Origin of the sequence: Jiangella rhizosphaerae (assembly GCF_003579925.1) — a bacterium.
In the GTDB taxonomy this organism is placed as follows: Bacteria; Actinomycetota; Actinomycetes; order Jiangellales; family Jiangellaceae; genus Jiangella; species Jiangella rhizosphaerae.
In genome coordinates this window covers 1-22234 of the sequence record NZ_QUAL01000070.1, presented here as the reverse complement: position 1 = coordinate 22234, position 22234 = coordinate 1, and the positions used below count along the sequence as shown (strand labels likewise).

At 72.1% G+C, this 22234-nt stretch carries 15 protein-coding genes and 1 pseudogene; 12 read left to right on the top strand and 4 right to left on the bottom strand.

Features of this window, described 5'->3' with window-relative positions:
• The 8 genes and pseudogenes from DY240_RS31750 to DY240_RS08235 form a co-directional block, all read left to right on the top strand.
• Positions 1-837 (top strand): annotated as a pseudogene (locus DY240_RS31750) (hypothetical protein); the annotation flags it as partial.
• A gap of 893 nt (positions 838-1730) precedes the next feature.
• The gene (locus DY240_RS08265; protein ID WP_119659462.1) at positions 1731-2084 is read left to right on the top strand and encodes a cupin domain-containing protein; all 354 of its coding nucleotides are present in this window, start codon (positions 1731-1733) and stop codon (positions 2082-2084) included.
• Positions 2077-2967 (top strand): ABC transporter permease, encoded by an 891-nt coding sequence (locus DY240_RS08260; protein ID WP_119659461.1) that lies wholly within the window; start codon positions 2077-2079, stop codon positions 2965-2967. Before DY240_RS08265 ends, DY240_RS08260 begins: the two co-directional genes overlap by 8 nt.
• 26 nt (positions 2968-2993) lie before the next feature.
• A complete protein-coding gene (locus DY240_RS08255) occupies positions 2994-4010 on the top strand; it encodes an ABC transporter substrate-binding protein (protein ID WP_119659465.1) in 1017 nt (338 codons plus the stop codon).
• A 20-nt stretch (positions 4011-4030) separates the two neighbouring features.
• Entirely contained in the window at positions 4031-4843 is an 813-nt protein-coding gene (locus DY240_RS08250) for an ABC transporter ATP-binding protein (protein ID WP_119659464.1), read from the top strand.
• Positions 4840-6012 (top strand): hypothetical protein, encoded by a 1173-nt coding sequence (locus DY240_RS08245; protein WP_119659460.1) that lies wholly within the window; start codon positions 4840-4842, stop codon positions 6010-6012. Before DY240_RS08250 ends, DY240_RS08245 begins: the two co-directional genes overlap by 4 nt.
• A 96-nt stretch (positions 6013-6108) precedes the next feature.
• Positions 6109-6984, top strand: coding sequence for a sugar phosphate isomerase/epimerase family protein (locus DY240_RS08240; RefSeq protein WP_119659459.1), 876 nt, complete (start codon positions 6109-6111; stop codon positions 6982-6984).
• A gap of 13 nt (positions 6985-6997) precedes the next feature.
• Positions 6998-11536: a ThuA domain-containing protein gene (locus DY240_RS08235; RefSeq protein WP_119659458.1), complete on the top strand. Its 4539-nt coding sequence runs from the start codon at positions 6998-7000 to the stop codon at positions 11534-11536.
• A gap of 270 nt (positions 11537-11806) precedes the next feature.
• Here the strand turns inward: DY240_RS08235 and miaB are convergent, their stop codons facing one another.
• Together miaB and DY240_RS08225 are read right to left on the bottom strand one after the other, a co-directional pair.
• Positions 11807-13300: a tRNA (N6-isopentenyl adenosine(37)-C2)-methylthiotransferase MiaB gene (gene miaB / locus DY240_RS08230; protein ID WP_119659457.1), complete on the bottom strand. Its 1494-nt coding sequence runs from the start codon at positions 13298-13300 to the stop codon at positions 11807-11809.
• 150 nt (positions 13301-13450) lie between these two features.
• Positions 13451-15796: a M14 family zinc carboxypeptidase gene (locus tag DY240_RS08225; RefSeq protein WP_119659456.1), complete on the bottom strand. Its 2346-nt coding sequence runs from the start codon at positions 15794-15796 to the stop codon at positions 13451-13453.
• Positions 15797-16092: 296 nt separating this feature from the next.
• Here DY240_RS08225 and DY240_RS08220 point away from each other — a divergent pair, with 296 nt between their 5' ends.
• From DY240_RS08220 to DY240_RS08205, 4 genes are all read left to right on the top strand, one after another.
• The gene (locus tag DY240_RS08220; protein WP_119659455.1) at positions 16093-16848 is read left to right on the top strand and encodes an amino acid ABC transporter ATP-binding protein; all 756 of its coding nucleotides are present in this window, start codon (positions 16093-16095) and stop codon (positions 16846-16848) included.
• Positions 16849-16878: 30 nt separating this feature from the next.
• Complete coding sequence (locus tag DY240_RS08215; protein ID WP_199701076.1) at positions 16879-17763, top strand: glutamate ABC transporter substrate-binding protein; 885 nt, start codon at positions 16879-16881, stop codon at positions 17761-17763.
• Between the two features lie 82 nt (positions 17764-17845).
• Positions 17846-18496, top strand: coding sequence for an amino acid ABC transporter permease (locus tag DY240_RS08210; protein ID WP_119659453.1), 651 nt, complete (start codon positions 17846-17848; stop codon positions 18494-18496).
• Positions 18493-19383: an amino acid ABC transporter permease gene (locus DY240_RS08205; protein ID WP_119659452.1), complete on the top strand. Its 891-nt coding sequence runs from the start codon at positions 18493-18495 to the stop codon at positions 19381-19383. Before DY240_RS08210 ends, DY240_RS08205 begins: the two co-directional genes overlap by 4 nt.
• Before the next feature lie 4 nt (positions 19384-19387).
• Here DY240_RS08205 and rny read toward each other — a convergent pair whose 3' ends face one another.
• Both rny and DY240_RS08195 read right to left on the bottom strand, forming a co-directional pair.
• Positions 19388-21022, bottom strand: coding sequence for a ribonuclease Y (gene rny / locus DY240_RS08200; RefSeq protein ID WP_119659451.1), 1635 nt, complete (start codon positions 21020-21022; stop codon positions 19388-19390).
• Positions 21023-21501: 479 nt separating this feature from the next.
• Positions 21502-22234 (bottom strand): regulatory protein RecX (locus tag DY240_RS08195; protein WP_199701074.1); only part of this gene is annotated, 733 nt, incomplete at its 5' end.

The window sequence follows — 22234 nt, the reverse complement described above, 5'->3', positions numbered from 1 at the left end:
GCGCGGAGCGCCCGGCCCGAGCCGGTCGACGAGAAGCCCGCCGAGCCGCCCGCGCCGGACCCGTCGCCGGTCGAAGCCGCCGCCGACGCGCTGCGCCGGCTCACCGCGACGCGGCTCGAGCAGCTCGACGAGCAGCGTCCTGAGACGACGTCCGGCGAACCCGCCGAGGCGCGGGAGGCGCAGAGCGGGCCGGCCTGGGTGCGCGCTCGCGACGCCCTGCGCCGCCTCACGACGTCGCGGCTGGAGCAACTCGGCGACCAGCGGCCCGCGGCGGAGCGCTGGCGCTCGCCGTCCGCCCCTCCGCCCGGCGACGACGGCCCACGGCACGATGCCCAGGAGGTCGTGCCCTGGGCCCGCCGCGACGCGTTGCGGCGGCTGACGGTCATCCGGCTGGAGCGGCTGGACGAGCAGCCCGAGGCGAGCACGGACGCCCGACGCGAGCAGCGCAACGGGTCTGCGCCGGAGGCCGGCGTCGCCGATCCGGCGGACGAGCCGGCGACGACGACCACGGGCGACGAGCAGTCCCCGCCGCCGGGCCGCGAGAAGCCGGGTACGGCGAGCGAGCCCGCCGTCGCCGATGCCGGCACACCGGGTTCGTCCTGGGGCGGCCGGTTGCGCGAGGCGGTCCGTGGACGGCGCACCCGGCCGGCGCCCGCGAGCCGGCCCCTCCCGCCGGCGGAGCGGGCACAACCCGAGGCGGCTGTGAACGCCGCGGAGTCTCCGCCTCCTCCCCCGCCCCCACCACCTCCGACGCCGCCGGCCCGGGAACGCTCCCCCGTGCGGCTGGTCGGGGTACCGCCCGGAACGCCGCCGCCGCCGCGACCGCCGGCCGGCTGACCCGTCGGAGCTCCCGCCACCTCCCGCCGCGAGCCGGTGTTAGCCGCCATCGAGATTGACGGCGTGGGCGACATCGGGCGTGCGGACGAGAGCGCGACGATCGCGCCGGAGCGTGGTCGTCAGGATGTCGGTGGCCGCTGCCTTGGCACGCCGAAGCGCTCCACGAATCGGGCCTATCCGGCACGGATGGTCACGTTCGGCGAGCCAAGCTCACGCAGACCGCCGATCGGGACATCCGCGGTGGCTCGTCCGTGCTGTCTCGATGATCATCCGAAGGGTCCGGGTCAGGTCGTCACAGTGACGTCGCCGACGAGCCGACCGGCCGTGACGGCGTTGCCGCGGCGTTCGTCGTCACCGCCATGGCGCCGACGTCGGTATCGAACGCGGCGGCTGACAACCGCCATCGACCTCGGCGGTGATGGCGTCGTCGTTCGTGAAGACCTGACCGCCCGACCGTGTTGACACCCGCGTCAACAGTTGGCATCAGCGTCAACACCGCTGCGACCATGACCGCCCTCGGGCGGCTCACGCCGCCCCGGACGAGTGACGATGGAGACGATCGGGCTTCCCGCGGCGTTACGGTGGCCGGCCGCCTTGGCAAGCCTCACCATCGCGCACGAACGGACATATCGGACGCGGTGACGACAACCAGCCTTGCCAAGGCGCGGGCCGCGTGACCCGTCCGCGCGCCAACCGCAAGATCTCCCGTCGGGCGGCACGGGCGAACGCAAGCGCAACAGACCCTCACCGGCCGGCCGACAGTGCACCCTGCCCTTGCGCCTCCGCGGCGATCCGAAGGGACCGGACTCTTGACCACCTCGGCAACACACCGGTAACGTCGGCCGACACAGGAAAGCGTTTTCCATCAACGTACTTCCGCAACGGAGGCGCGAATGGCCGCACCCTCGACCGCACCCGCCACAGCCAGGCTCGACGCGATCGAGCCGCGCGCGTGTTCCTGCGGGCAGACCCGCCGGGCGTTCGTCGACGTGGAGCCGGGGACGGCGAGCGTCCATCTGCTCGACGTCGACGCCGCGACCAGCCACTACCACCGGAAGGCCACCGAGATCTACGTGGTCCTCGAGGGCGAGGTCCAGGTCGAGCTGGACGGCGTCGCGCACCCGGCCGGTCCGCTGAGCGCGTTCCTGATCCCGCCGGGCACCCGGCACCGGGCGATCGGCGAGCTCCGCGCGCTGGTCGTCGCCATCCCCGCCGCCGACGACGAGGACGAGTATTTCGATGCCTGAGGTGATCTCCCCGGCCGCGCGGCCCGCGGCCGAACCCCCGGAACCCGCCGCCACCACGCCCGACGACGCGGACCTGCCGAAGAGCAGGCTCGCCCAGCGCGCCGGACGCCTGCTGTCCGCCGCCTGGCGGCCCGCCCTGCTGCTGGTCCTGCTGGGCCTGGGCTGGTGGGCGATCACGGCGGCCGAGGTCTTCCCCGCCTACCTGGTCCCCACGCCCGGCGACGTCGCGAACGAGCTCGTCACCGAGCGGGAGATGCTGGCCCGCCACACCTGGGTGACGACGTACGAGACGGTGGTGGGCTTCCTGCTCGCCGCGGTGATCGGGATGCTGGCCGCCGTCCTCATCGTGTACTCGCCGACGCTGGAGAAGGCGCTGTACCCGCTGATCCTGTTCGCACAGGTCATCCCGAAGATCGCGATCGCGCCGATCCTGGTCGTCTGGTTCGGGTTCGGGCCGATGCCGAAGGTGATCCTGGCCGTCCTGATCGCGTTCTTCCCCGTGGTGGTCTCCGGGGTCGCGGGCCTGCGGTCGACCGATCCGGAGCTGCTGGACCTCTCGGCGACGATGGGCGCGAGCCGCTGGAAGACGTTCCGCAAGATCAGGTTCCCGAACGCGCTGCCGCACCTGCTCGCGGGCCTGAAGGTCGCCGTGACGCTGGCGGTCGTCGGCGCGGTGGTCGGCGAGTTCGTGGGCGCCGACGAAGGGCTCGGCTACGTGCTGCTGCTGGCCAGCGGCAACCTGAACTCGTCGCTGCTGTTCGCCGACCTGATCCTGATGTCCGCCCTCGGCGTCGTCCTGTTCATCCTCGTCGAGGCGGCCGAGGCACTGCTCATCCCCTGGCACGCCAGCCGGCGGCAGGGCGTCCCGCTCACCACGTCATGAAGAACCACGTCATGAAAGGGCCGATCATGCGACGAAGCCTGCTGGCCACCTCCGCCGTGGCACTCCTCGCCCTGTCCGCCTGCGGCGGCGACGACACGACCGCCGCGAGCGACGGCGACGGCGGCGGCGGCGAACTGACCGAGGTGACCCTGACGCTGAACTGGGTCCCCTACGGCGAGCACGCGCCGTTCTACTACGGCGTCGCCGAGGGCATCTACGAGGAGGAGGGCATCGACCTGGAGATCCGTCCGGGCAGCGGGTCCGGCACGACGGTGCAGCAGGTCGCGCAGTCGCAGACCGACTTCGGCTGGGCCGACACGCCGCCGCTGCTCAACGGCATCACCGAGGGCATGCCGATCAAGAGCCTCGGCGTCTTCCTGCAGACCGGCCCGGCCTCGGTGGAGTTCTTCACCGACCAGGGCATCAGCGAGCCCGCCGACCTCGTCGGCAAGGTCGTCGCCGGCACGCCGGGCGACGCGATGTACGCGACGTTCCCGGCGTGGCTGGAGCTCAACGGCGTCAACCCCGACGACGTCGAGATCGTCAACGTCGACCCGGCCGGCAAGGTCGCGGCGCTGGTCGAGGGCCGCGCCGACGCGATCATGGGCTTCTTCCACGACCAGGGCCCGACCATCGAGGACCTCAGCGGCCAGGACGTCGACGCGCTGCTGTTCACCGACTGGGGCATGAACCTGCTGGGAACCGGCATCGTCGCGCACCAGAAGACGATCGACGAGGACCCCGAGCTGGTCGAGGCGTTCGTCCGGGCGACGGCGCGGTCGTGGGAGGCCGCCGCCGAGGACCCCGACGGCGCCGCGGCCGCGATGGAGGAGGGCGCCGACGAGACCCCGCCGGCCGAGGTGCTGCGCGCCCAGCTGGAGCAGAGCATCGGCCTGCTCGGCCTGGACGAGGCCGGGACGCCCGGCGTCAACACCGAGGAGCAGTGGCAGGAGACCATCGACCTGCTGGCCGAGGCCGGCTCGCTGTCGGACCCGGGCGATCCCGGGACCTACTGGGAGTCGTCGTTCAGCGAGGCCGGGTGAGCACGGAGATGACGGAGACCATGACGACACAGCCGGCGGCCGCCACCCAGCGGCAGAACGACGGCACGACCATCGACATCACCGACCTCACCTGCACCTTCACCAGCAGGCGGAAGCGGACGACAGCACTCACCGGCGTCTCGCTGTCGGTCCGGGCGGGTGAGTTCGTCAGCATCGTCGGGCCGTCGGGCTGCGGCAAGTCGACCCTGCTGAAGATCGTCGCCGGGCTCGTCCCGCCGAGCAGTGGAGAGGTCCGCCTGCTCGGCCGGACGGTCACCGGGCCGCAGCGCGAGATCGGCTTCGCCTTCCAGCGGGCCGCGCTGCTGGAATGGCGCGGCGTCCGGGCGAACATCCTGCTGCAGGCCGAGATGCGCGCCATGGACAAGCGGAAGGCGGCCGCCCGCGCCGACCAGCTGATCGAGCTGACCGGGCTGACGGGGTTCGAGAACGCACTGCCGCACGAGCTGTCCGGCGGCATGCAGCAACGCGTCGCGCTGTGCCGGGCGCTGCTGCACGAGCCGCCGGTCCTGCTCATGGACGAGCCGTTCGGCGCGCTGGACGCGCTCACCCGCGAGCACATGAACGTCGAGCTGCACCGTATCTGGCGCGAGACCGGCACGACCGTCGTGCTGGTGACCCACTCCATCGCGGAGGCGGTCTACCTCGGCCAGCGGGTGGTCGTCATGACGCCGCGGCCGGGCCGCATCGAGCGGGTCTACGACGTCGACCTGCCCGCGGTCCGCGACTACGGCGCCACCATGTCCAGCCCGACGTTCGAGAAGCTGGCCCGCGAGATCCGGGTGCTGCTGGGAGCCAGCGGCCACCACGGATGACGGCCGAACGCCGCTGGTGGAACACCGCCGGCGCGTGGCTGGCCATCGGCACCGGCCCGGCGGCGCTGGTGCTGGGAGCAGGACTCGCCGACCGGCACGACGGCCCCGTGCCGGTCGGCGCCCTGCTCCTGGGCGGCGTCGCGATGACGGTGCTGCTGCTGGTGCCGGGACGGCTCGGGCTGCGGCCGCCGCACGGCGAGGGCCGGCCGCTGACCGAGCTGCTCGAGGCGTACCTGCCGCGCGGCGACCGGACGGTGGTCGGCGCGCTGATGGCGCTGGCGATGGCCGGCTGGCTGGGCTTCAACGCGGGCCTGGGCGGCGCGGCGCTGGGATCCCTGCTCGGGATCCCGAAGTGGGCCGGGGTCGTCGTGCTGGGGCTGCCGCTGCTGGCGATCGCGGCGGCCGGGCAGCACCGGTGGAACGCGCTGGCCCTGGTGACGACGGCGGCCGCGCTCGCGCTGATCGTCGTCATCGCGACGCACGGCGCCGGGGCGCGCGGCGAGCCGCCGCTGGCCGCGGGCACCGGCGGCCCGTCCGCGCTGCTCACCGACGTCGCCGTGTTCGTCGGCTACGTCGCGGTGTTCGGGCTGCGCGCGCCGGACTTCACCGCCGGGCTGCGCGGCCGCGCCGACCTGTGGGTGTGCGCGGCGTTCCTGGTGCTGCCGACGCTGGTCGCGGCCACCGCGGGGACCATGATCGCGCTGCGCGGCGACTCCGCCGACCTCGTCGCGCACCTGCGCACGTCCGCCCTGGGCACCGTGCTGGTGGTGGTGGCGGTCGCGGCGCCGTGCCTGACGTCGTTCCACTCCGGCGGGCTGGCGCTGCGGTCGGTGACCGGGCTGCCGGAACGGGCGGCCGCGGCCGTCATCGGCGTCGCCGGACTGTCCGTCGCGACCACCGGGTTCGAGAACGCCCTGCTCCCCTGGCTGACCGTGCTCGCCGCCGTACTGCCGCCGCTGGTCGTCCCGCTCGGCTGGGAGGCCCGGACGCGACGGCGGCAGCGGCGGCCGCCGCGCCCCGTCAGCGCCGCGATGTGGCTGCCGGCCGCCGCCCTGGGGGTCGCTCTGACGATCGCCGGCGTGCCGGGCGCCCCGCTCGCCGGACTCGCCGCCGCCGTTCTCTGCACGGCCGGAACGCACGGATATCACCGGATCCGCTCCAGGCGTTGACTCCGGCCGTGCCCCGCCGTTAGCCTTCGGTTCACACGGAAAGCGCTTACCACCGCGAGAAGTTCACCGTCGAACAACGAAAGGTGGAGCACACCGATGTCCCCACGCTCGCTCGACCGCCGCACGTTCCTGCGTGCCACCGCCGCGACCGCCGCCACCGCCCTCGCCGCGGGAGCGACCACGACCGCTGGTGTCCTCCCCGCCGCGGCCGGCACCGGCAACCGGCTGATCCCCCGCCCCGCCATCGGCATGCACCTGTACACGATGCGCCGCTCGCTGGCCGTCGACTTCGCCGGCACCATCCGGGCACTCGCCGACATCGGCTACGCCACCGTCGGCGTCAGCGGCCGGCACGGGCACAGCGCCGCCGCGATCCGCGCCATGCTCGACGACGCCGGCGTGAGCGCCGTCCTCGAGCACGTCGGTTACAACCGCCTGACGGACAACCTGGAGGGCGCCTGCGAGGACGTCCTGACGCTCGGCGGCCACTGGGTCGTCACGTCCAGCCTGCCGGGCTCGCTCTACACGCTCGACGGCATCCGCCGCGCCGCCGCGGAGTTCAACCGGGCCGGCGCCGTCGCCGCGACGTACGGGCTGAAGGTGCTGCACCACAACCACGACGCCGAGTTCCGCACCGACGGCGGCCGCGTGCTCTACGACGTCCTGCTGGAGGAGACCGACCCGGACCTCGTCGGCTTCGAGCTGGACGTCTACTGGGCGGCCCGCGGCGGCTACGACGCCGGCGACTACTTCGTCCGCTACCCGGCGCGCTTCCCCGCGCTGCACGTCAAGGACATGGCGCCGGACGGCGGGTTCGCCGACGTCGGCTCCGGAACCCTCGACTTCGCGGCGATGTTCGAGCACGCCCACCGCGGCGGCGTCCGTCAGTTCCTCGTCGAGCACGACAACCCCGCCGACGAGCTGAGCACCGCCCGCAACAGCTTCCGGCACCTCCGCGACCTGCGGTTCTGACGGAGGCGGCCCCATGCTGCGATTCGGGATCGCCGCCGCCCTGGCGGCCACGGCGCTCACCGGCGGCGGCCTCGCGAGCACTGCCGCGGAGCCGACGGCCGAGAGCTTCGACGCGCTGGTCTTCTCGCGCGTCACGAACTTCTATCACGACTCCATCCCCGCTGGTCAGGCGGTCATCGAGCAGCTGGGCGAGGAGCACGGGTTCGACGTCACGATCTCCGACGACCCCGCGAACTTCACCGACGAGACGCTGGCGCAGTACGAGGTGGTGATCTTCAACAACACCAACTCCACGCCGCAGGCCGGCGCGCTGCTGAACGCCGACCAGCGCGCGGCGTTCCAGCGCTACATCCAGGCCGGCGGCGGGTACGTCGGCATCCACTCGGCGTCGGGCACCGAGCGGGACTGGGAGTGGTACGGCGAGCTGGTCGGCGCGTTCTTCCTCAGCCACCCGCCGATCCAGGAGCTCGAGGTCGAGGTCGACGACCGCGTCCACCCGTCGACGAGCCACCTGCCGCAGGAGTGGACCCGCACCGAGGAACCGTACGACTTCGTCACGAACCCGCGCGGCGACGTGCACGTGCTGGCCAGCTTCGACTCGAAGTCCTACACCGGCCACCGGATGGGCGCGGACCACCCGATCAGCTGGTGCCAGAACTTCGACGGCGGCCGCTCCTGGTACACCGGGATGGGCCACGCCTCCTCGGCGTTCACCGACGAGCCGCTGTTCGTCCAGCACCTGCTGGGCGGCATCCAGTGGGCCGCGGGCGTCATCGAGGGAGATTGCTCGGCGACTTCCGAGAGGAACTTCGAGAAGATCCAGCTCGACGGCAACACCGACGACCCGCTGGCGATGGACATCGACGACACCGGCCGGGTCTTCTACGTGCAGCGCGGCGGCGACGTGAAGGTCTACGACCCCGCGACGGCGCGGACGGAGCTCGCGGCCCGGTTCGACGTGCTGGTCGAGCACACCCACGGCATGCACGGCATCGTGCTGGACCCCGACTTCGCCACGAACCACTGGCTGTACCTGTACTACTCGCCGCTGGACGAGGAGAACACGGTCGTCGCCCGGTTCACCTACGACGAGGCCACCGGCACCATCGACCTGGGCTCCCGGGTGACGATCTTCGAGCTGCCGTCGCAGCGGGAGGTCAACGCGCACGAGGGCGGCGGCATGGACTTCGACGCGGCCGGCAACCTCTACGTCGCGACCGGCGACAACTCCTCGCCGTGCTGCGGCGGCTACGGCGCCACCGACGAGCGGCCCGGGTTCGAGTACAACGACGCGCAGCGGTCGTCGGCGAACACCAACGACCTGCGCGGCAAGATCCTGCGCATCCACCCGGAGGACGACGGCACCTACACGATCCCCGAGGGCAACCTCTTCCCGCCGGGCACCGAGGGCACCCGGCCGGAGATCTACGTCATGGGCCTGCGCAACCCGTACCGCATCCACGTCGACCACGAGACCGGCTGGCTGTACTGGGGCGACGTCGGCCCGGACGCCCGCGTCGACAGCGCGACCCGCGGCAGCCGCGGCTACGACGAGTGGAACCAGGCCCGCGCGGCCGGCAACTTCGGCTGGCCGCACTGCATCGGCGCGAACCAGGCGTACAACGACCACGACTTCGCCACCGGCGAGTCCGGTCCGTTGTACGACTGTGCCGGCGGCCCGGTCAACGACTCGCCGAACAACACCGGCCTCACGCAGCTGCCGCCGGCCCAGCCGGCCTGGCTGCCGTACCAGTACGAGGTCACGCCGGAGTACCCGGAGCTGGGTAGCGGCGGGCGGCTGGCCATCGGCGGCCCGACCTACCACTTCGACGGGGCCAACCCGTCGGAGGCGAAGTTCCCCGAGTACTACGACGACACCGTCTTCATCGCCGAGTGGACCCGCAACGCGATCTTCGAGGTCCAGCTCGACGAGGACGGCCGGCCGGCCATCATCAACCGGTTCCTGCCCGGCGTGGAGTTCCTCCGCCCGATCGACCTGCAGTTCGGGCCGGACGGCTCGCTGTACGTCATCGAGTGGGGCTCGAACTACGGCGGCTCCGGGCGCGGCGACCCGAACACGGACTCGGGCATCTACAAGATCAACTACGCCCGGCCGGGCGAGCGGTCGCCGATCGCCCGCGCGACCGCGGACCCGACGTCCGGGCAGCCGCCGCTGACGGTCACGTTCTCCAGCGAGGGCTCCGGCGACCCGGACGAGCACGAGATCACGTACGCGTGGGACTTCGACTCCGACGGCACCATCGACTCGACCGAGGCGAACCCGTCGTACACGTACACGGTGAACGGCGACTACACCGCGCAGCTGGTCGTCACCGACCCGACCGGCCGGACCGGCGTCGCGAACGTGCCGGTCAGCGTCGGCAACACCCGGCCCGAGGTCGAGCTGGTCGAGCCGCTGGACGGGCAGGTCTTCGACTTCGGCGAGCCGGTGCCGTTCGAGGTACGGGTCGACGACGCCGAGGACGGCGTGAGCGGCGCCGGCGTGGACTGCGCGGACGTCGTCACCCAGCCGGCGCTGGGGCACGACCAGCACGGTCACCCGCTGGAGCGGTACACCGGCTGCACCGGCGAGATCCAGACGATCGTCGACGACGGTCACGACGAGGCCGACAACATCTTCTACATCGTCGACTCGACGTACACCGACCGCGGCGGCGACGGCGTCTCCCCGCTGGCCGGCGGCGACTCGGCCATCCTGCAGCCACGGCACAAGCAGGCCGAGCACTGGACGTCGGCCAGCGACGTCGTCCTCTACGACACGCAGGAGGGCACCGGCAACCGCATGGTCGGGCAGATCGGCCACGGCGACTACCTCTCCTACGAGCCGGTCAACCTGCGCGGCGTCGACCACCTGAGGTTCCGGTACGCCTCGTCCGGGACCGGCGGGACGGTGACGGTGCGGCTGGACGCCGTCGACGGCCCGGTGGTCGGCAGCGGGCGGCTGGAGCCCACCGGCGGCTCGTACGCCTTCGAGGAGGTCAGCATCCCGGTCGAGGACCCGGGCGGCAGCCACGAGCTGTTCCTGGTGTTCACGAACGCCGAGGGCGACGACTACCTGTTCAACCTCGACGCGTTCCACTTCGGGCACACGCTGCTCGACGGGGTCCGCGCGGCGCGGGCGGCCGTCCGGGACCTGTCGGCCGCGGCGGAGGAGCACGCGGAGGCGCTGACGCAGCCGCAGCGCGACTACCTGACGAGTGCGGCCGGACGGATCGACGGCGAGCTGTCCGCCGCCATGGACACCGCGACGGACGACCCCGACTTCGCCCGGCGCCTCGACCGCGCGCTGATCTTCACCCACCAGGCGCGGCAGTGGGTCGGCGACGCGGGCCTGCCGGCGGACGTCGCGGCGGCGCTCCTCGCGCCGCTGGACGAGGCGGCGGCCGCGCTCGAGGGCGTCATCGGCAGCGTCGACGGGGTCAGTGCGGCGCTGGCGGCCGACGGCGGAGAGGTCACCGCCGGCGAGACCGTCCGCGTGACGGCGACGCTGACCAACGACGGCGCGGAGGCCGTGCGGGCACCGGCGGTCGAGCTGGCCGTACCGGACGGCTGGCGGGCGGTCGCCGCCGGGCCGACGTCGGCGACGTCGCTGGACCCAGGATCGACGCTGACCGGCGCGTGGGACGTCACCGTGCCGGCCGGCGCGGCGCCCGGCGAGGTGACGCTGACCGGGTCGGCCGGCTACGCCCACGTCGGCCGCGAGCGGGTCACCGTCCCGCTCTCGGCGCCGGTGGTGGTCCGGCCGGCGGTGTCGGCGGACGGCGTGACCGTGGCGGCGCCGCTGTTCAGCGGGCGGACGTCTGCGGCGTCGGTGACGGTGACGAACCACCGTTCGGCCGCCGCCGCGGAGGTCACCGCGACGGTGACCGTCCCGGCCGGCTGGACGGCCGGTTCGGCGACGGCGACGGTCGCGCCCGGTGCGACGGCGATGCTGGAGGTGCCGGTCACCGCGCCGGCCGGCGGCGTCGTCGCCGGACCGCTCGCCGAGGCGACGCTGACCGCGTCGGTGCAGGTGCCCGGCGTGGTGGTCGGCGGCGCGCCGGCGGCCCGCACGTACGCCGTCCCGCACGGCGACGACCTCGTGCTGGCCCTCGACGGCGGCTCCGACACCAGCCCGGTGCTGGAGTCGTACGCCCGGCTCGCGCCGTCGCACGCGTGGGATGCCGCTCGCGGGTACGGCTGGGTGACGGACGCGCCGCTGCAGCGCGACCGCGGCCATCCGGACGCGCTGCGGCGCGACTTCGTGCTGGACAACCGGGGTCCGGGCGTCCTGCGGGTGACGCTGCCGCCGGGGCCGCACACGGTGTCGCTGCTGACCGGTGACCCGGACTTCTCGACGTCGGGGTTCGTCGTGGAGGCCGACGGCGCCGTGGTGGTGCCGGCGCGGGCGACGCTGCCGACCGGGTCGTACGCCTGGGAGCAGTTCACGCTCGACGGCGGGGCGGCGGGCCGCACGGTCGACCTGCGGCTGTCCAGCCCGACCGGCAACTACTGGCGGATCCTCGCCCTGCTGGTCGACGAGGCGCCGTAACCGGCTCGGCCGGCGGCGGGACGATCCGCAGCGTCCCGTCGCCGGCCGACATCCCCTCCCGCCCACCCGCGCCCGAGATGATCACGTTCAGCACGAAATCCCGTGTCGCACCACGATTACAAGCCTCATGACGCTCGGGTGATCCTCATGATGGCCGCCTGGACGGGCGGAAAGCGGTTGCCCATGAGCATCACCACGATCAGCCGAGCGTCGACACGGTTACAGGCGTAGTACAGCACGGGATTTCGTGCTGAACGTGATCATCTCGGGTCAGGCGTGTCCGCAGGCGGGTGCGGCGTCGGCGACCGGGAGCGGCGCCGGGGCGCCCACCGTCGGCATGCCGAGCAGGACTCCAGGCGCGGCCGGAGCGGGCGCCGTCGTGGCCCGCTCGTAGGCGTCGCCGGCGCGGGTGCGGCGCAGCGCGTAGGTGGGCCCGTCGGCCACCAGGTGATGCGGGGCGGCGTAGCTGACGTTCACCGTCACCATGTCGCCCGGGCGCGGCGCCTCGGCACCGGACGGCACGGAGAAGTGCACCAGGCGGTTGTCGCGGGCCCGGCCGGACAGCCGGTGCGTCTCGCCGTCCTTGCGGCCCTCGCCCTCGGCGACCAGCACCTCGACGTCGCGGCCGACGAAGGCCCGCGACTCCTCCCAGGCCACCTCCTCGACCAGCGACGCCAGCCGCTGGTAGCGCTCGCGCACCACCTCGGGCGGCACCTGGTCGTCCATGGTGGCGGCGGGCGTGCCGGGACGCTTGGAGTACTGGAACGTGAACGCCGACGCGAACCGCGCCTCACGGACGACGTGCAGCGTCTGCTCGAAGTCGTCGTCGGTCTCGCCCGGGAACCCGACGATGATGTCGGTCGTGATGGCGGCGTGCGGCATGGCGGCGCGCACCTTCTCGACGATGCCGAGATAGCGCTCCTGCCGGTAGGACCGACGCATGGCCCGCAGCACGCGGTCGGAGCCCGACTGCAGCGGCATGTGCAGCTGCGGCATGACGGTGGGCGTCTCGGCCATCGCGGCGATGACGTCGTCGGTGAAGTCGCGCGGGTGCGGGCTGGTGAACCGGACCCGCTCGAGCCCCTCGACGGCGCCGACGGCGCGCAGCAGCTTGCCGAACGCGTACCGGTCGCCGAACTCGACGCCGTAGGCGTTGACGTTCTGGCCGAGCAGCGTGACCTCGATGACGCCCTCGGCGACCAGCGCCTGCACCTCGGCCAGGACGTCGCCCGGACGGCGGTCGCGCTCGCGCCCCCGCAGCGCCGGCACGATGCAGAACGTGCAGGTGTTGTTGCAGCCGACGCTGATGGCGACCCAGGCGGCGTACGGGCTCTCGCGCCGCGACGGGAGGTCGGACGGGAACGTCTCGAGCGCCTCGACGATCTCGACCTGCGCCTCCTGCTCGACGCGCGCGCGGTCGAGCAGCGCCGGCAGCGAGCCGACGTTGTGCGTGCCGAACACGACGTCGACCCACGGCGCCCGGCGCGTGATCTCGGACCGGTCCTTCTGCGCCAGGCAGCCGCCGACGGCGATCTGCATGCCGTCGTGGCCGGCCTTCACCGACGCCAGGTGGCCGAGGTTGCCGTACAGCTTGTTGTCGGCGTTCTCGCGGACCGCGCACGTGTTGAGCACGACGACGTCGGCCGTCGCCCCCTCACCCGCACGCGTGTAGCCCGCGTCCTCCAGCAGCCCGGCCAGCCGCTCGGAGTCGTGGACGTTCATCTGGCACCCGTAGGTGCGGACCTCGTACGTGCGCGCGTTCATATCGCCATCAGGATAAGCGCACCGCCCCTTGGGGCGGGGATGGGCGGGATGCCGGCCCGGCCCGCCTCGCTCGTTCCTCGCTCGGACGCCCGAGCCTACCCCTGCCGGCTTCCCCGGACCCCCGACCTCCCTCCCCTCGCGGCCTCTGCTCTACCTCACGCGCACGGTGAAGCGCTTGGGGGGTTCGAGCTGGCCTTTCACGTCGACGGAGATCCAGCGGAAGGTCGTCGTCTCGTCGACGACGATGACCTCGCCGGGCTCGCGCATGGCCGCGGCCTCGTAGACCGGCGAGTCCGTGGTTGGTGTGCTGCCGTCGGTCGTGTAGTGGATCGACGCCGGCTCGCTGGGCTCGAACGTCACGTGCACCGTGCCGTCGGGCTGCCGCTCCTGCACCAGCCGGGTCGTCGCCGGCTGCTGGTCGGCCGCGTAGTCGGCGGCGATCTCGAACATCTCGATCACGCCGCTGGCGTACTCCTGGTACTGCTGGTGTGCCTCGGGCCAGTCCGGCTGGAAGCCGCCGCCGGAGTCCCACTCCCCCGTCTCCGGGTTCCACTGCACCCCGCCGATCTCCCAGCCGAACGCGTAGATGCCGTAGGTGAAGTAGAGGTCCTCGCGGACGTTGCCGGCCGACGAGTACAGCACGTCGGACGAGCCGCCGACGTTGCCCGGCTGGACGACGGTGTCGCGCAGGCCCTTCACGTTGGACAGGATCTCCTCGGCCATCTCCCAGTAGTACGTCTCGTCGCGCAGCGGCGGCCGCGGCGTCGTGATGCGGCCCTCGGCGATGTAGGCGCCCGGCTGCCAGAACAGCTGCCCGCCGTAGCTGTGGACCGTCATGAAGAACTTGAGGTTGTCGAACGTCTCCGCCAGCCAGACGATGTTCTTGGCCTCCGGCTCCGACAGCTTGTCCGGGCCCATGTAGGTGTCGCTGGTGCACGAGAACGAGGCGCCGTCGTAGCCGTCGATCGCCGAGCCGACGCGGTAGTTGCGGTTGAGGTCGACGCCCCAGTTGCCGCGCGCGTTGGCGTCGGCTGCCCCCGTCAGTGGGCAGTGATTGGTCATGTTCCGCCGCTGTCCGGCCCGGTCGAAGAAGCTGTAGTGCGCGCCGTCGGGGTTGTTCGACGGGACGATGAGGATGTCGACGTTGCGCAGGATGCGCCGGGTCGCCGGGTCGTTGTCGCGGTTGGCCAGCAGCCGCTCGGCCGCCTCCAGCGCGACCAGCGGCGTCACCCACTCGCGAGCGTGGTCCTGGGCGATGATCAGCACGCCCGGCTTCGACCCGTCGCGGTGCTCGCCGATGCGCAGGGCCCGCAGCGGGAACGGCCCGCGCTCGACCGAGTTCGGCGCGGACAGGAAGTCGCTGAGCAGCGTCGGCGGGGCCGGTGCGACGACGCCCGCGCCGGCGTCGCCGCGGTAGGTGTAGGCGCGGATCAGCGTGCCGGCCTCGGCGTTCAGCGCGGCGACCACCTGGGCGGCGGTGCTGGTGACGACGCCGGCGGCGTCGGTCGCGAGGTGGACGGTGATCGCGTCGCCGTCGACGGTGACGTCCAGCGCGCTGCTCGCGACGCCGGGGTCGGCGAGCTCGACGGAGATGTCGTTGCCGCCCTCGTGGCCCCAGGCCAGTGAGTCGACGGCGACGCGGCTGGCGTTCGCCGTCCCGAACACGGCCTGGGCGAGGCGCTGGTAGCCGTTGGTCCGATACGGCAGCTCGACGATCTCGGTGACGTCCGGGTGCTCGGCGTGCAGCTCGTCCAGGCGCTCGTAGATCTCGGTCGGGTTCAGGTACCCGTCGACGAAGCCGTACTCGTAGCCGGGCCGGTCGACGTCGGCGTCGGTCTCGTACAGCCAGTCCGTCACCGGCGCCGTGGCGCTGCCGCCGAGCGAGCTGGTGACGGTCACCTCGTCCGGCCGCGGGCCGTCGACCCTGGCCAGGACCCGGTGGTAGAGGTACTCGCCGGAGTCGACGTACGGCGGCATCTCCACCGAGCCGCCGTCCCAGCTCAGCGTCAGCGTGGCGCCGTCCAGCGCGTCCGTCTTCGCCTCGACGGACAGGAAGCCCTGGCCCTTCGTCGTGAACCAGTCGACCCGCCCGACGACGACGGCGTCCGCGTCGGCCGCCGTCTCCGGTGCGGCCGGGGCCGACGCGGCGGACGGGGCGCTCGCCGTCGTGGCCGCGACCTGCGCCGCCACCGTCGCGCCGTACTCGTCCAGCCCGGCCAGCTGCTCGGCCGTCAGCAGGGCGTCGACGACCACACCGTCGGGGACCCGCTCGTACTGGCCGGTGAAGTCGTAGCCGGCGTCCTCCATCGCGTACAGGGCCTCGCTGCCCGGCACGTGAACGCGCACCACCCGCTCGTCCGGCAGCGGGAGCTGCTGGCGCACGGGCGCGACGGGCGGAGACGGGTCGCTGGCCTGAGCGGACAGCCCGGCCGTGGCGAGGCCGGCGGTCGCGACGGCGACGAGGACGAGGCGGGTGGTACGTAACGGTGTGACCACGAGGACCTCCGGGGATGAAACCGCCGTGTCACCGGCGCGAGTGCGGGCATTTCGCCCGGTGTGTGGCGAATGATCGCACAGTGCGATGTGACAGCGCATGACTACGACCACACAGCGGACGCCGTGAGCCGCCCGACGCGGGCGTTGTCGGTTTGTTACCAACCAGTGACCGCAACCGCAGCTCAAAGGGCATGACAGGCGGTCGTCTCCCCCATACCGTTGACGCTTGTCCCGGGATCGTCGTGAAGGTGGTGGTGTGAGTCCATGAGCCGAGACCGCAGCCGGAGCGTCACCCGATGAGCGTCGAACCGACCGGCGGGCCGCTGGTCGAGCTGCGCGACGTCAACAAGCACTTCGGCGCCCTGCACGTCCTGCGCGACATCAACCTGAGGGTCGCCCGCGGCGAGGTCGTCGTCGTCATCGGCCCGTCGGGGTCGGGGAAGTCGACGCTGTGCCGGACGATCAACCGCCTCGAGACCATCGACTCCGGCAGCATCGCCATCGACGGCCAGCCGTTGCCCGCCGAGGGAAAGGCGCTGGCGCGGCTGCGCGCCGACGTCGGCATGGTGTTCCAGGCGTTCAACCTGTTCGCGCACAAGACGGTGCTGCAGAACGTCACACTCGGCCCCATCAAGGCCAAGGGCGTGAAGAAGTCCGAGGCGGAGAAGACGGCGATGGAGCTGCTCGACCGCGTCGGCGTCGCGGACCAGGCCGGGAAGCTGCCGGCCCAGCTGTCCGGCGGTCAGCAGCAGCGCGTGGCCATCGCCCGGGCCCTGGCCATGAAGCCCAAGGTCATGCTCTTCGACGAGCCCACCTCCGCGCTCGACCCTGAGATGATCAACGAGGTGCTCGACGTCATGACCACCCTCGCCCACGACGGCATGACGATGATCGTCGTCACCCACGAGATGGGGTTCGCCCGGCGCGCGGCCAACCGCGTCGTCTTCATGGACGCCGGCAGCATCGTGGAAGAAGCGACCCCGGAGGAGTTCTTCACGAACGCCCAGAGCGACCGCGCCCGGGACTTCCTCAGCAAGATCCTGACTCACTGAGACGTCGAAAGTAAGCAGAGGAGAAACACGATGCGTACCCGATCGATGCGACGTTCCGGCGCACTGGCGGCCACCGCGCTGTCCGCGCTGCTGGTGCTCGCGGCCTGTGGCGACGACGACGGTGGCGACGCCGCCGAGGAGCCGACCGCCGAGGCCGAGGACTTCCCCGAGGGCAGCACCATGGCCCGGCTCGCCGAAGCCGGCTCGATCACCGTCGGCACCAAGTTCGACCAGCCGCTGTTCGGCCTGGTCGGGCCCGACGGCACGCCCGTCGGCTTCGACGTCGAGATCGCCAAGATCATCGCGAGCGAGCTGGGCATCAGCGAAGACAACATCGAGTGGGTCGAGACGGTCTCGGCCAACCGCGAGCCGTTCATCCAGGACGGCCAGGTCGACATCGTCGTGGCCACCTACACGATCAACGACGAGCGCAAGCAGCTGGTCGACTTCGCCGGCCCGTACTTCATCGCCGGCCAGACGATCATGGTGCTCGAGTCGAACAACGACATCAACGGGCCCGACGACCTCGCCGGCCGCCGCGTCTGCTCCGTCGAGGGCTCCACGCCGGCCGAGAACATCCGCACCAACTACCCGGAGGCGGAGCTCTTCCCGACCGGCGCGTACTCCGACTGCCTCGAGCCGCTGCGCAACGGCCAGGTCGACGCCGTCACCACCGACAACGTCATCCTGTCCGGCTTCGTCGACCAGAACCCGGGCGAGTTCAAGCTCGTCGGCGACCCGTTCACCGAAGAGCCGTACGGCATCGGGCTCGCGCACGGCGACACCGAGTTCCGCAACTGGATCAACGACGTGCTCGAGGAGTCCTTCGAGGACGGCCGCTGGGCCGAGGCGTGGGAAGAGACCGCGGGCGCGGTCCTCGAGACGCCGGAGCCGCCGGAGGTCGACCGCTACTGACGGCCCACATCGGATGGACCGCCGCTCTCCCTGCGCGGCGGTCCATCCGTTCTGACTTCGACCGGCCGGGAAGGGCTGCCTGATGGACACCGTGATCGACGAGCTCCCGCTCTACTGGGACGGGTTCACCACCACACTCGCGCTCACCCTGCTGTCCGCCGCCATCGCGCTGGTGCTCGGGACGATCCTCGGTTCCTTCCGGGTGTCGCCGGTGCCGACGCTGCGCTGGTTCGGCACGGCGTACGTCGAGATCGTCCGGAACACGCCGCTGACGCTGGTCTTCATCTTCTTCGTCTTCGTCGCGCCGCAGCTGGGCTGGACGCCGTCGGGGTTCTTCGCCCCCGCGGTGGTGGCATTGTCGGTCTACACGGCGGCGTTCGTGTGCGAGGCGGTGCGGTCGGGCATCAACAGCGTCGGTCTGGGCCAGGCCGAGGCGTCGCGCGCCATCGGGCTGACGTTCCCGCAGACGCTGCGGCTGATCGTCCTGCCGCAGGCGTTCCGCACGGTGATTCCGCCGTTGATCAACATCTTCATCGCGTTGACGAAGAACAGCTCCGTCGCGGGCGGGTTCTTCGTGGCCGAGCTGTTCGGCGTCGCCCGGCAGTTGGCCAACGCGCACCCGGCCGACGTCATCCCCGTCCTGGTGTTCATCGGCGTCTTCTACCTCATCATCACCATTCCCGCGGGTCTCCTCGCCGGGTATGTCGAGCGGAAGGTGGCGTTCGCCCGATGAGCTCGATCCTGTACGACGTCGCCGGCCCGCGGACCCGCCGCCGTACGGCCATCTGGTCGATCGTCGGCGCCCTGTTCGTGCTGGGCCTGCTGTACCTCGCCTACCGCCAGCTCGACTCGCGCGACCAGTGGGACCCCGAGCGCTGGCAGGTCTTCACCGACCCGCCCATGGGCCAGACCGCCGAGGACGTGTGGCGGTCGCTCCTGGTGACCGGTCTCGGCGCGACGGCGCGGGCGGCCGGCATCGCCGCCGTCATCGCGCTGACGGCCGGCGTGCTGCTCGCGGTGCTGCGGATGTCCGCGTCGCGCTGGGTGAGCTGGCCGACGACCACCGTCATCGAGTTCTTCCGCGGCCTGCCCGTCGTCCTGCTGATGTTCTTCGGCGTCATCGCCATCGGCCTGCCGATCTTCTGGGGCGTCGTGTTCGGCCTGGCCGTCTACAACAGTGCGATCTTCGCCGAGATCCTGCGCGCCGGCATCGTGTCGCTGCCGAAGGGCCAGTCGGAGGCCAGCTACGCCATCGGGCTCAGCCGGTGGCAGACGCTGTTCACCGTGCTGCTCCCCCAAGCCGTCCGCCGGATGCTGCCGTCACTGATCAGCCAGCTGGTCGTACTGCTGAAGGACACCTCGCTCGGCTTCATCATCGGCTACGCGGAGCTGCTGCGGCGGCTGCAGACCAACACGCAGTTCTTCGGGCAGCGCTACTGGTTCCAGTTCTTCGTGGTGGGCGCGGCCATCTACATCGCCGTCAACTTCACCCTGTCGCGACTGGCGGTCTACCTGGAGAAGCGCGGCACGAAGAAGGCGGCCGGCGGCGTCGCCAGGGCCGACCAGGCGCAGATCCCGGGTACGACGGCGACCGGCATGGCCGGCGGCGCCGACGTCTGACGCCTCAGCGGGCGAACTCCGTCGAGCGGGACTCGCGGACGACGGTGATGCGGATCTGGCCGGGGTAGGTCAGCTCCTCCTCGACCTGCTTGGCGATGTCGCGGGCCAGCACCTGCGCCTGGATGTCGTCGACGACGTCGGGCAGCACCATGACCCGCACCTCGCGGCCGGCCTGCATGGCGAAGACCTTCTCGACGCCCTCGTGGCTCATCGAGATCTCCTCCAGCCGCTCCAGCCGCTTGACGTACGCCTCGAGCGACTCGCGACGGGCACCCGGCCGGCCGCCGGAGATGGCGTCGGCGGCCTGGGTGAGGACGGCCTCGACGGTGCGCAGCTCGACCTCGTTGTGGTGCGCCTCGATGGCGTGCACGACGTCGTCGTTCTCGCCGTAGCGGCGGGCGATCTCGGCGCCGATGAGCGCGTGGCTGCCGTCGACCTCGTGGGTGAGCGCCTTGCCGATGTCGTGCAGCAGCGCGCATCGCTTCGTGAGCTTGACGTCGAGGCCCAGCTCGCTGGCCATCATGCCGGCGAGGTGCGCGGACTCGATGAGGTGCTTGAGCACGTTCTGCCCGTACGACGTGCGGTAGCGCAGCCGGCCGAGCAGCGCGACGAGGTCGGGATGCATGTCGGTGACGCCGACCTCGACGAGCGCGTCCTCACCGGCGCGCACGCACAGCGCCTCGACCTCGGCCTTGCTCTTCTCGTACTGCTCCTCGATGCGGTGCGGGTGGATGCGGCCGTCGAGCACCAGCTCTTCCAGCGTCAGCCGGGCGACCTCGCGGCGCACGGGGTCGAAGCACGACAGCAGCACTGCCTCGGGGGTGTCGTCGATGATCAGATTCACGCCGGTGACCTGCTCGAACGCGCGGATGTTGCGGCCCTCGCGGCCGATGATGCGGCCCTTCATCTCATCGCCCGGCAGGTGCAGCACCGACACGACGGACTCGGCGGTCTGCTCGGAGGCGAGGCGCTGGATGGCCAGTGTGATGATCTCGCGGGCGCGGGCCTGGCCGTTCTCGGTGGCCTCCTTCTCGATGTCGCGCACCCGCACGACGGCGGCCCGCTTCGCCTCGTCCTCGACGGCGGCGATCAGCTCGGCCTTGGCCTGCTCGGCGGTCAGCTGGGCGGTCCGCTCGAGGACGGCGCGGCGCTCGGCCTCGAGGGCGGTCAGCTCCTCGGTCCGCGCGGCGAGCTCGGCGGCCTGCGCCTCGACCTCGCGCAGCCGCTCTTCCAGCGACTGGGTGTCGGCGGTGACGCGGTCCTCGCGCTCGACCAGCCGCTGTTCGCGGCGGTCGAGGTCGGCGCGCTGCTCGCGCAGGCCGGCGGTCGCTTCGTCGGCGCGCTCGCGGGCCTTCTCGGCCTCGGCGGCGGCTCGGGCCTTCACCTCGGCGGCGTCGGCGGCGGCCTTCGTCCGCAGCTCCTCGGCCTCGCGGCGGGCGGCGGCCCGGACCTCGTCGGCCTCGCTCTGCGCGGCCGACCGCAGCCGCATCGACTCGGTCTCGATCTGTGCGAACAGCTCAGCGGAGTTGGCGCGCGTGCCCTCGACGCCGCGGAGCCGGGTGAACAAGGCGAACAGCGCTACACCCAGTAGCGCCACGACCACCAGTCCGACCAGCAGAATTGCCGTTCCGGTGTTCATCGGCGGGCTCCCTCACATATCGCGGTCTGCGCAGGCAGACCGGCTGATGGCGGGAACCGCACCGCGACCGCACCCACACCGCGGACGGCGTGAGCCTCGAACCACCGACATGCCGCATCAGCGCTGCGGCACGCACACCTCGACGAGCCGTTTCGGCCTGCCCTGCGCCGGCCTCGACGGTGCTGTGGTGTCGAGAATTGCCATGTTCTCTATGTCCGATCCGCGGTCGCGGAGTTGTTCTCCACCTTTGGAGTTGAGGTTACGTAAGGGTGTACACACGGTCAAGCAACGGGAACGCGCGCCGCGTCGCTGTTCGTGCCCCTGTGCTGCGCCGATGCGCTCGTCGGGTGGGGCTGCCGTCCGCGCCCGTCGCGTCCTGGGTCTGCGTCGCGTCCTGGGCGTGAGTCGCGCCGATCGACCGTATTCGCCCCGAGAACGCGACTCAGACCCAGGACCTGCTTCGTGTGCCTGGTGGAGGGTCAGTCGGCGAAGTAGTCGTCGGGGAGATCCATGCCGTCGACGCCGTCGGCCTCGAGGGCTTCGCGGACGACGCGGAAGGCGAGGCCGGGCGGGTAGCCCTTGCGGGCCAGCAGGCCGGTGAGCCGGCGGGTGCGGGCGACGGGGTCGAGGCGGCGTGTGCTCGGCAACCGCGCCGCGACGAGGGCGCGGGCGGTCGCCTCTTCCTGCTCGGGATCGAGGGTCTCGACGGCGTCGTCGGCGACGGCCGGTTCGACGCCGCGCTTGCGCAGCTCGTAGCCGAGGGCGCGGCGGGCCAGGCCGCGACCGGCGTGCCGCGACTCGACCCACGCCCGGGCGTACGCGGCGTCGTCGACCAGCCCGACGTCGGTGAAGCGGTCGAGCACGCCGTCGCGGACCTCTTCCGGCACGCCCTTGCGCGCCATCGCGGCGTCGAGCTGGGCGCGGGTCTGTGGCGCGACCGACAACCGGTTCAGCGCGACCGTCCGCGCCACCGACTCCGGGTCGGCGTCGGGATCGAGCCCGCGCTCATCGGCGCCGCCGTCCTCGTTCCGGCGTCGCCGCCGGCCGCGGCGCGGCGACCCGCCGAAGGGGTCCTGTTCGCTGCCGTCGCCAGGCTCGGCGACCCCGCCCCCGCCCGAACGGCCCCTGCGCGGCGACCCGCCGAACGGGTCCTGCTCGCTGCCGACCCCGGGCTCGGCGACCCCGCCCCCGCCCGAACGGCCCCGGCGCGGC

What these genes read in the sequence shown, in the direction of transcription:
- DY240_RS08210 (WP_119659453.1), top strand. Translation starts at nt 17,846, where the DNA reads ATGGACACCGTGATCGACGAGCTCCCGCTCTACTGGGACGGGTTCACC.
- DY240_RS08240 (WP_119659459.1), top strand. Translation starts at nt 6,109, where the DNA reads ATGTCCCCACGCTCGCTCGACCGCCGCACGTTCCTGCGTGCCACCGCC.
- DY240_RS08255 (WP_119659465.1), top strand. Translation starts at nt 2,994, where the DNA reads ATGCGACGAAGCCTGCTGGCCACCTCCGCCGTGGCACTCCTCGCCCTG.
- DY240_RS08215 (WP_199701076.1), top strand. Translation starts at nt 16,879, where the DNA reads ATGCGTACCCGATCGATGCGACGTTCCGGCGCACTGGCGGCCACCGCG.
- DY240_RS08235 (WP_119659458.1), top strand. Translation starts at nt 6,998, where the DNA reads ATGCTGCGATTCGGGATCGCCGCCGCCCTGGCGGCCACGGCGCTCACC.
- DY240_RS08245 (WP_119659460.1), top strand. Translation starts at nt 4,840, where the DNA reads ATGACGGCCGAACGCCGCTGGTGGAACACCGCCGGCGCGTGGCTGGCC.
- DY240_RS08205 (WP_119659452.1), top strand. Translation starts at nt 18,493, where the DNA reads ATGAGCTCGATCCTGTACGACGTCGCCGGCCCGCGGACCCGCCGCCGT.
- DY240_RS08250 (WP_119659464.1), top strand. Translation starts at nt 4,031, where the DNA reads ATGACGACACAGCCGGCGGCCGCCACCCAGCGGCAGAACGACGGCACG.
- rny (WP_119659451.1), bottom strand. Translation starts at nt 21,022, where the DNA reads ATGAACACCGGAACGGCAATTCTGCTGGTCGGACTGGTGGTCGTGGCG.
- DY240_RS08260 (WP_119659461.1), top strand. Translation starts at nt 2,077, where the DNA reads ATGCCTGAGGTGATCTCCCCGGCCGCGCGGCCCGCGGCCGAACCCCCG.
- DY240_RS08265 (WP_119659462.1), top strand. Translation starts at nt 1,731, where the DNA reads ATGGCCGCACCCTCGACCGCACCCGCCACAGCCAGGCTCGACGCGATC.
- miaB (WP_119659457.1), bottom strand. Translation starts at nt 13,300, where the DNA reads ATGAACGCGCGCACGTACGAGGTCCGCACCTACGGGTGCCAGATGAAC.
- DY240_RS08220 (WP_119659455.1), top strand. Translation starts at nt 16,093, where the DNA reads ATGAGCGTCGAACCGACCGGCGGGCCGCTGGTCGAGCTGCGCGACGTC.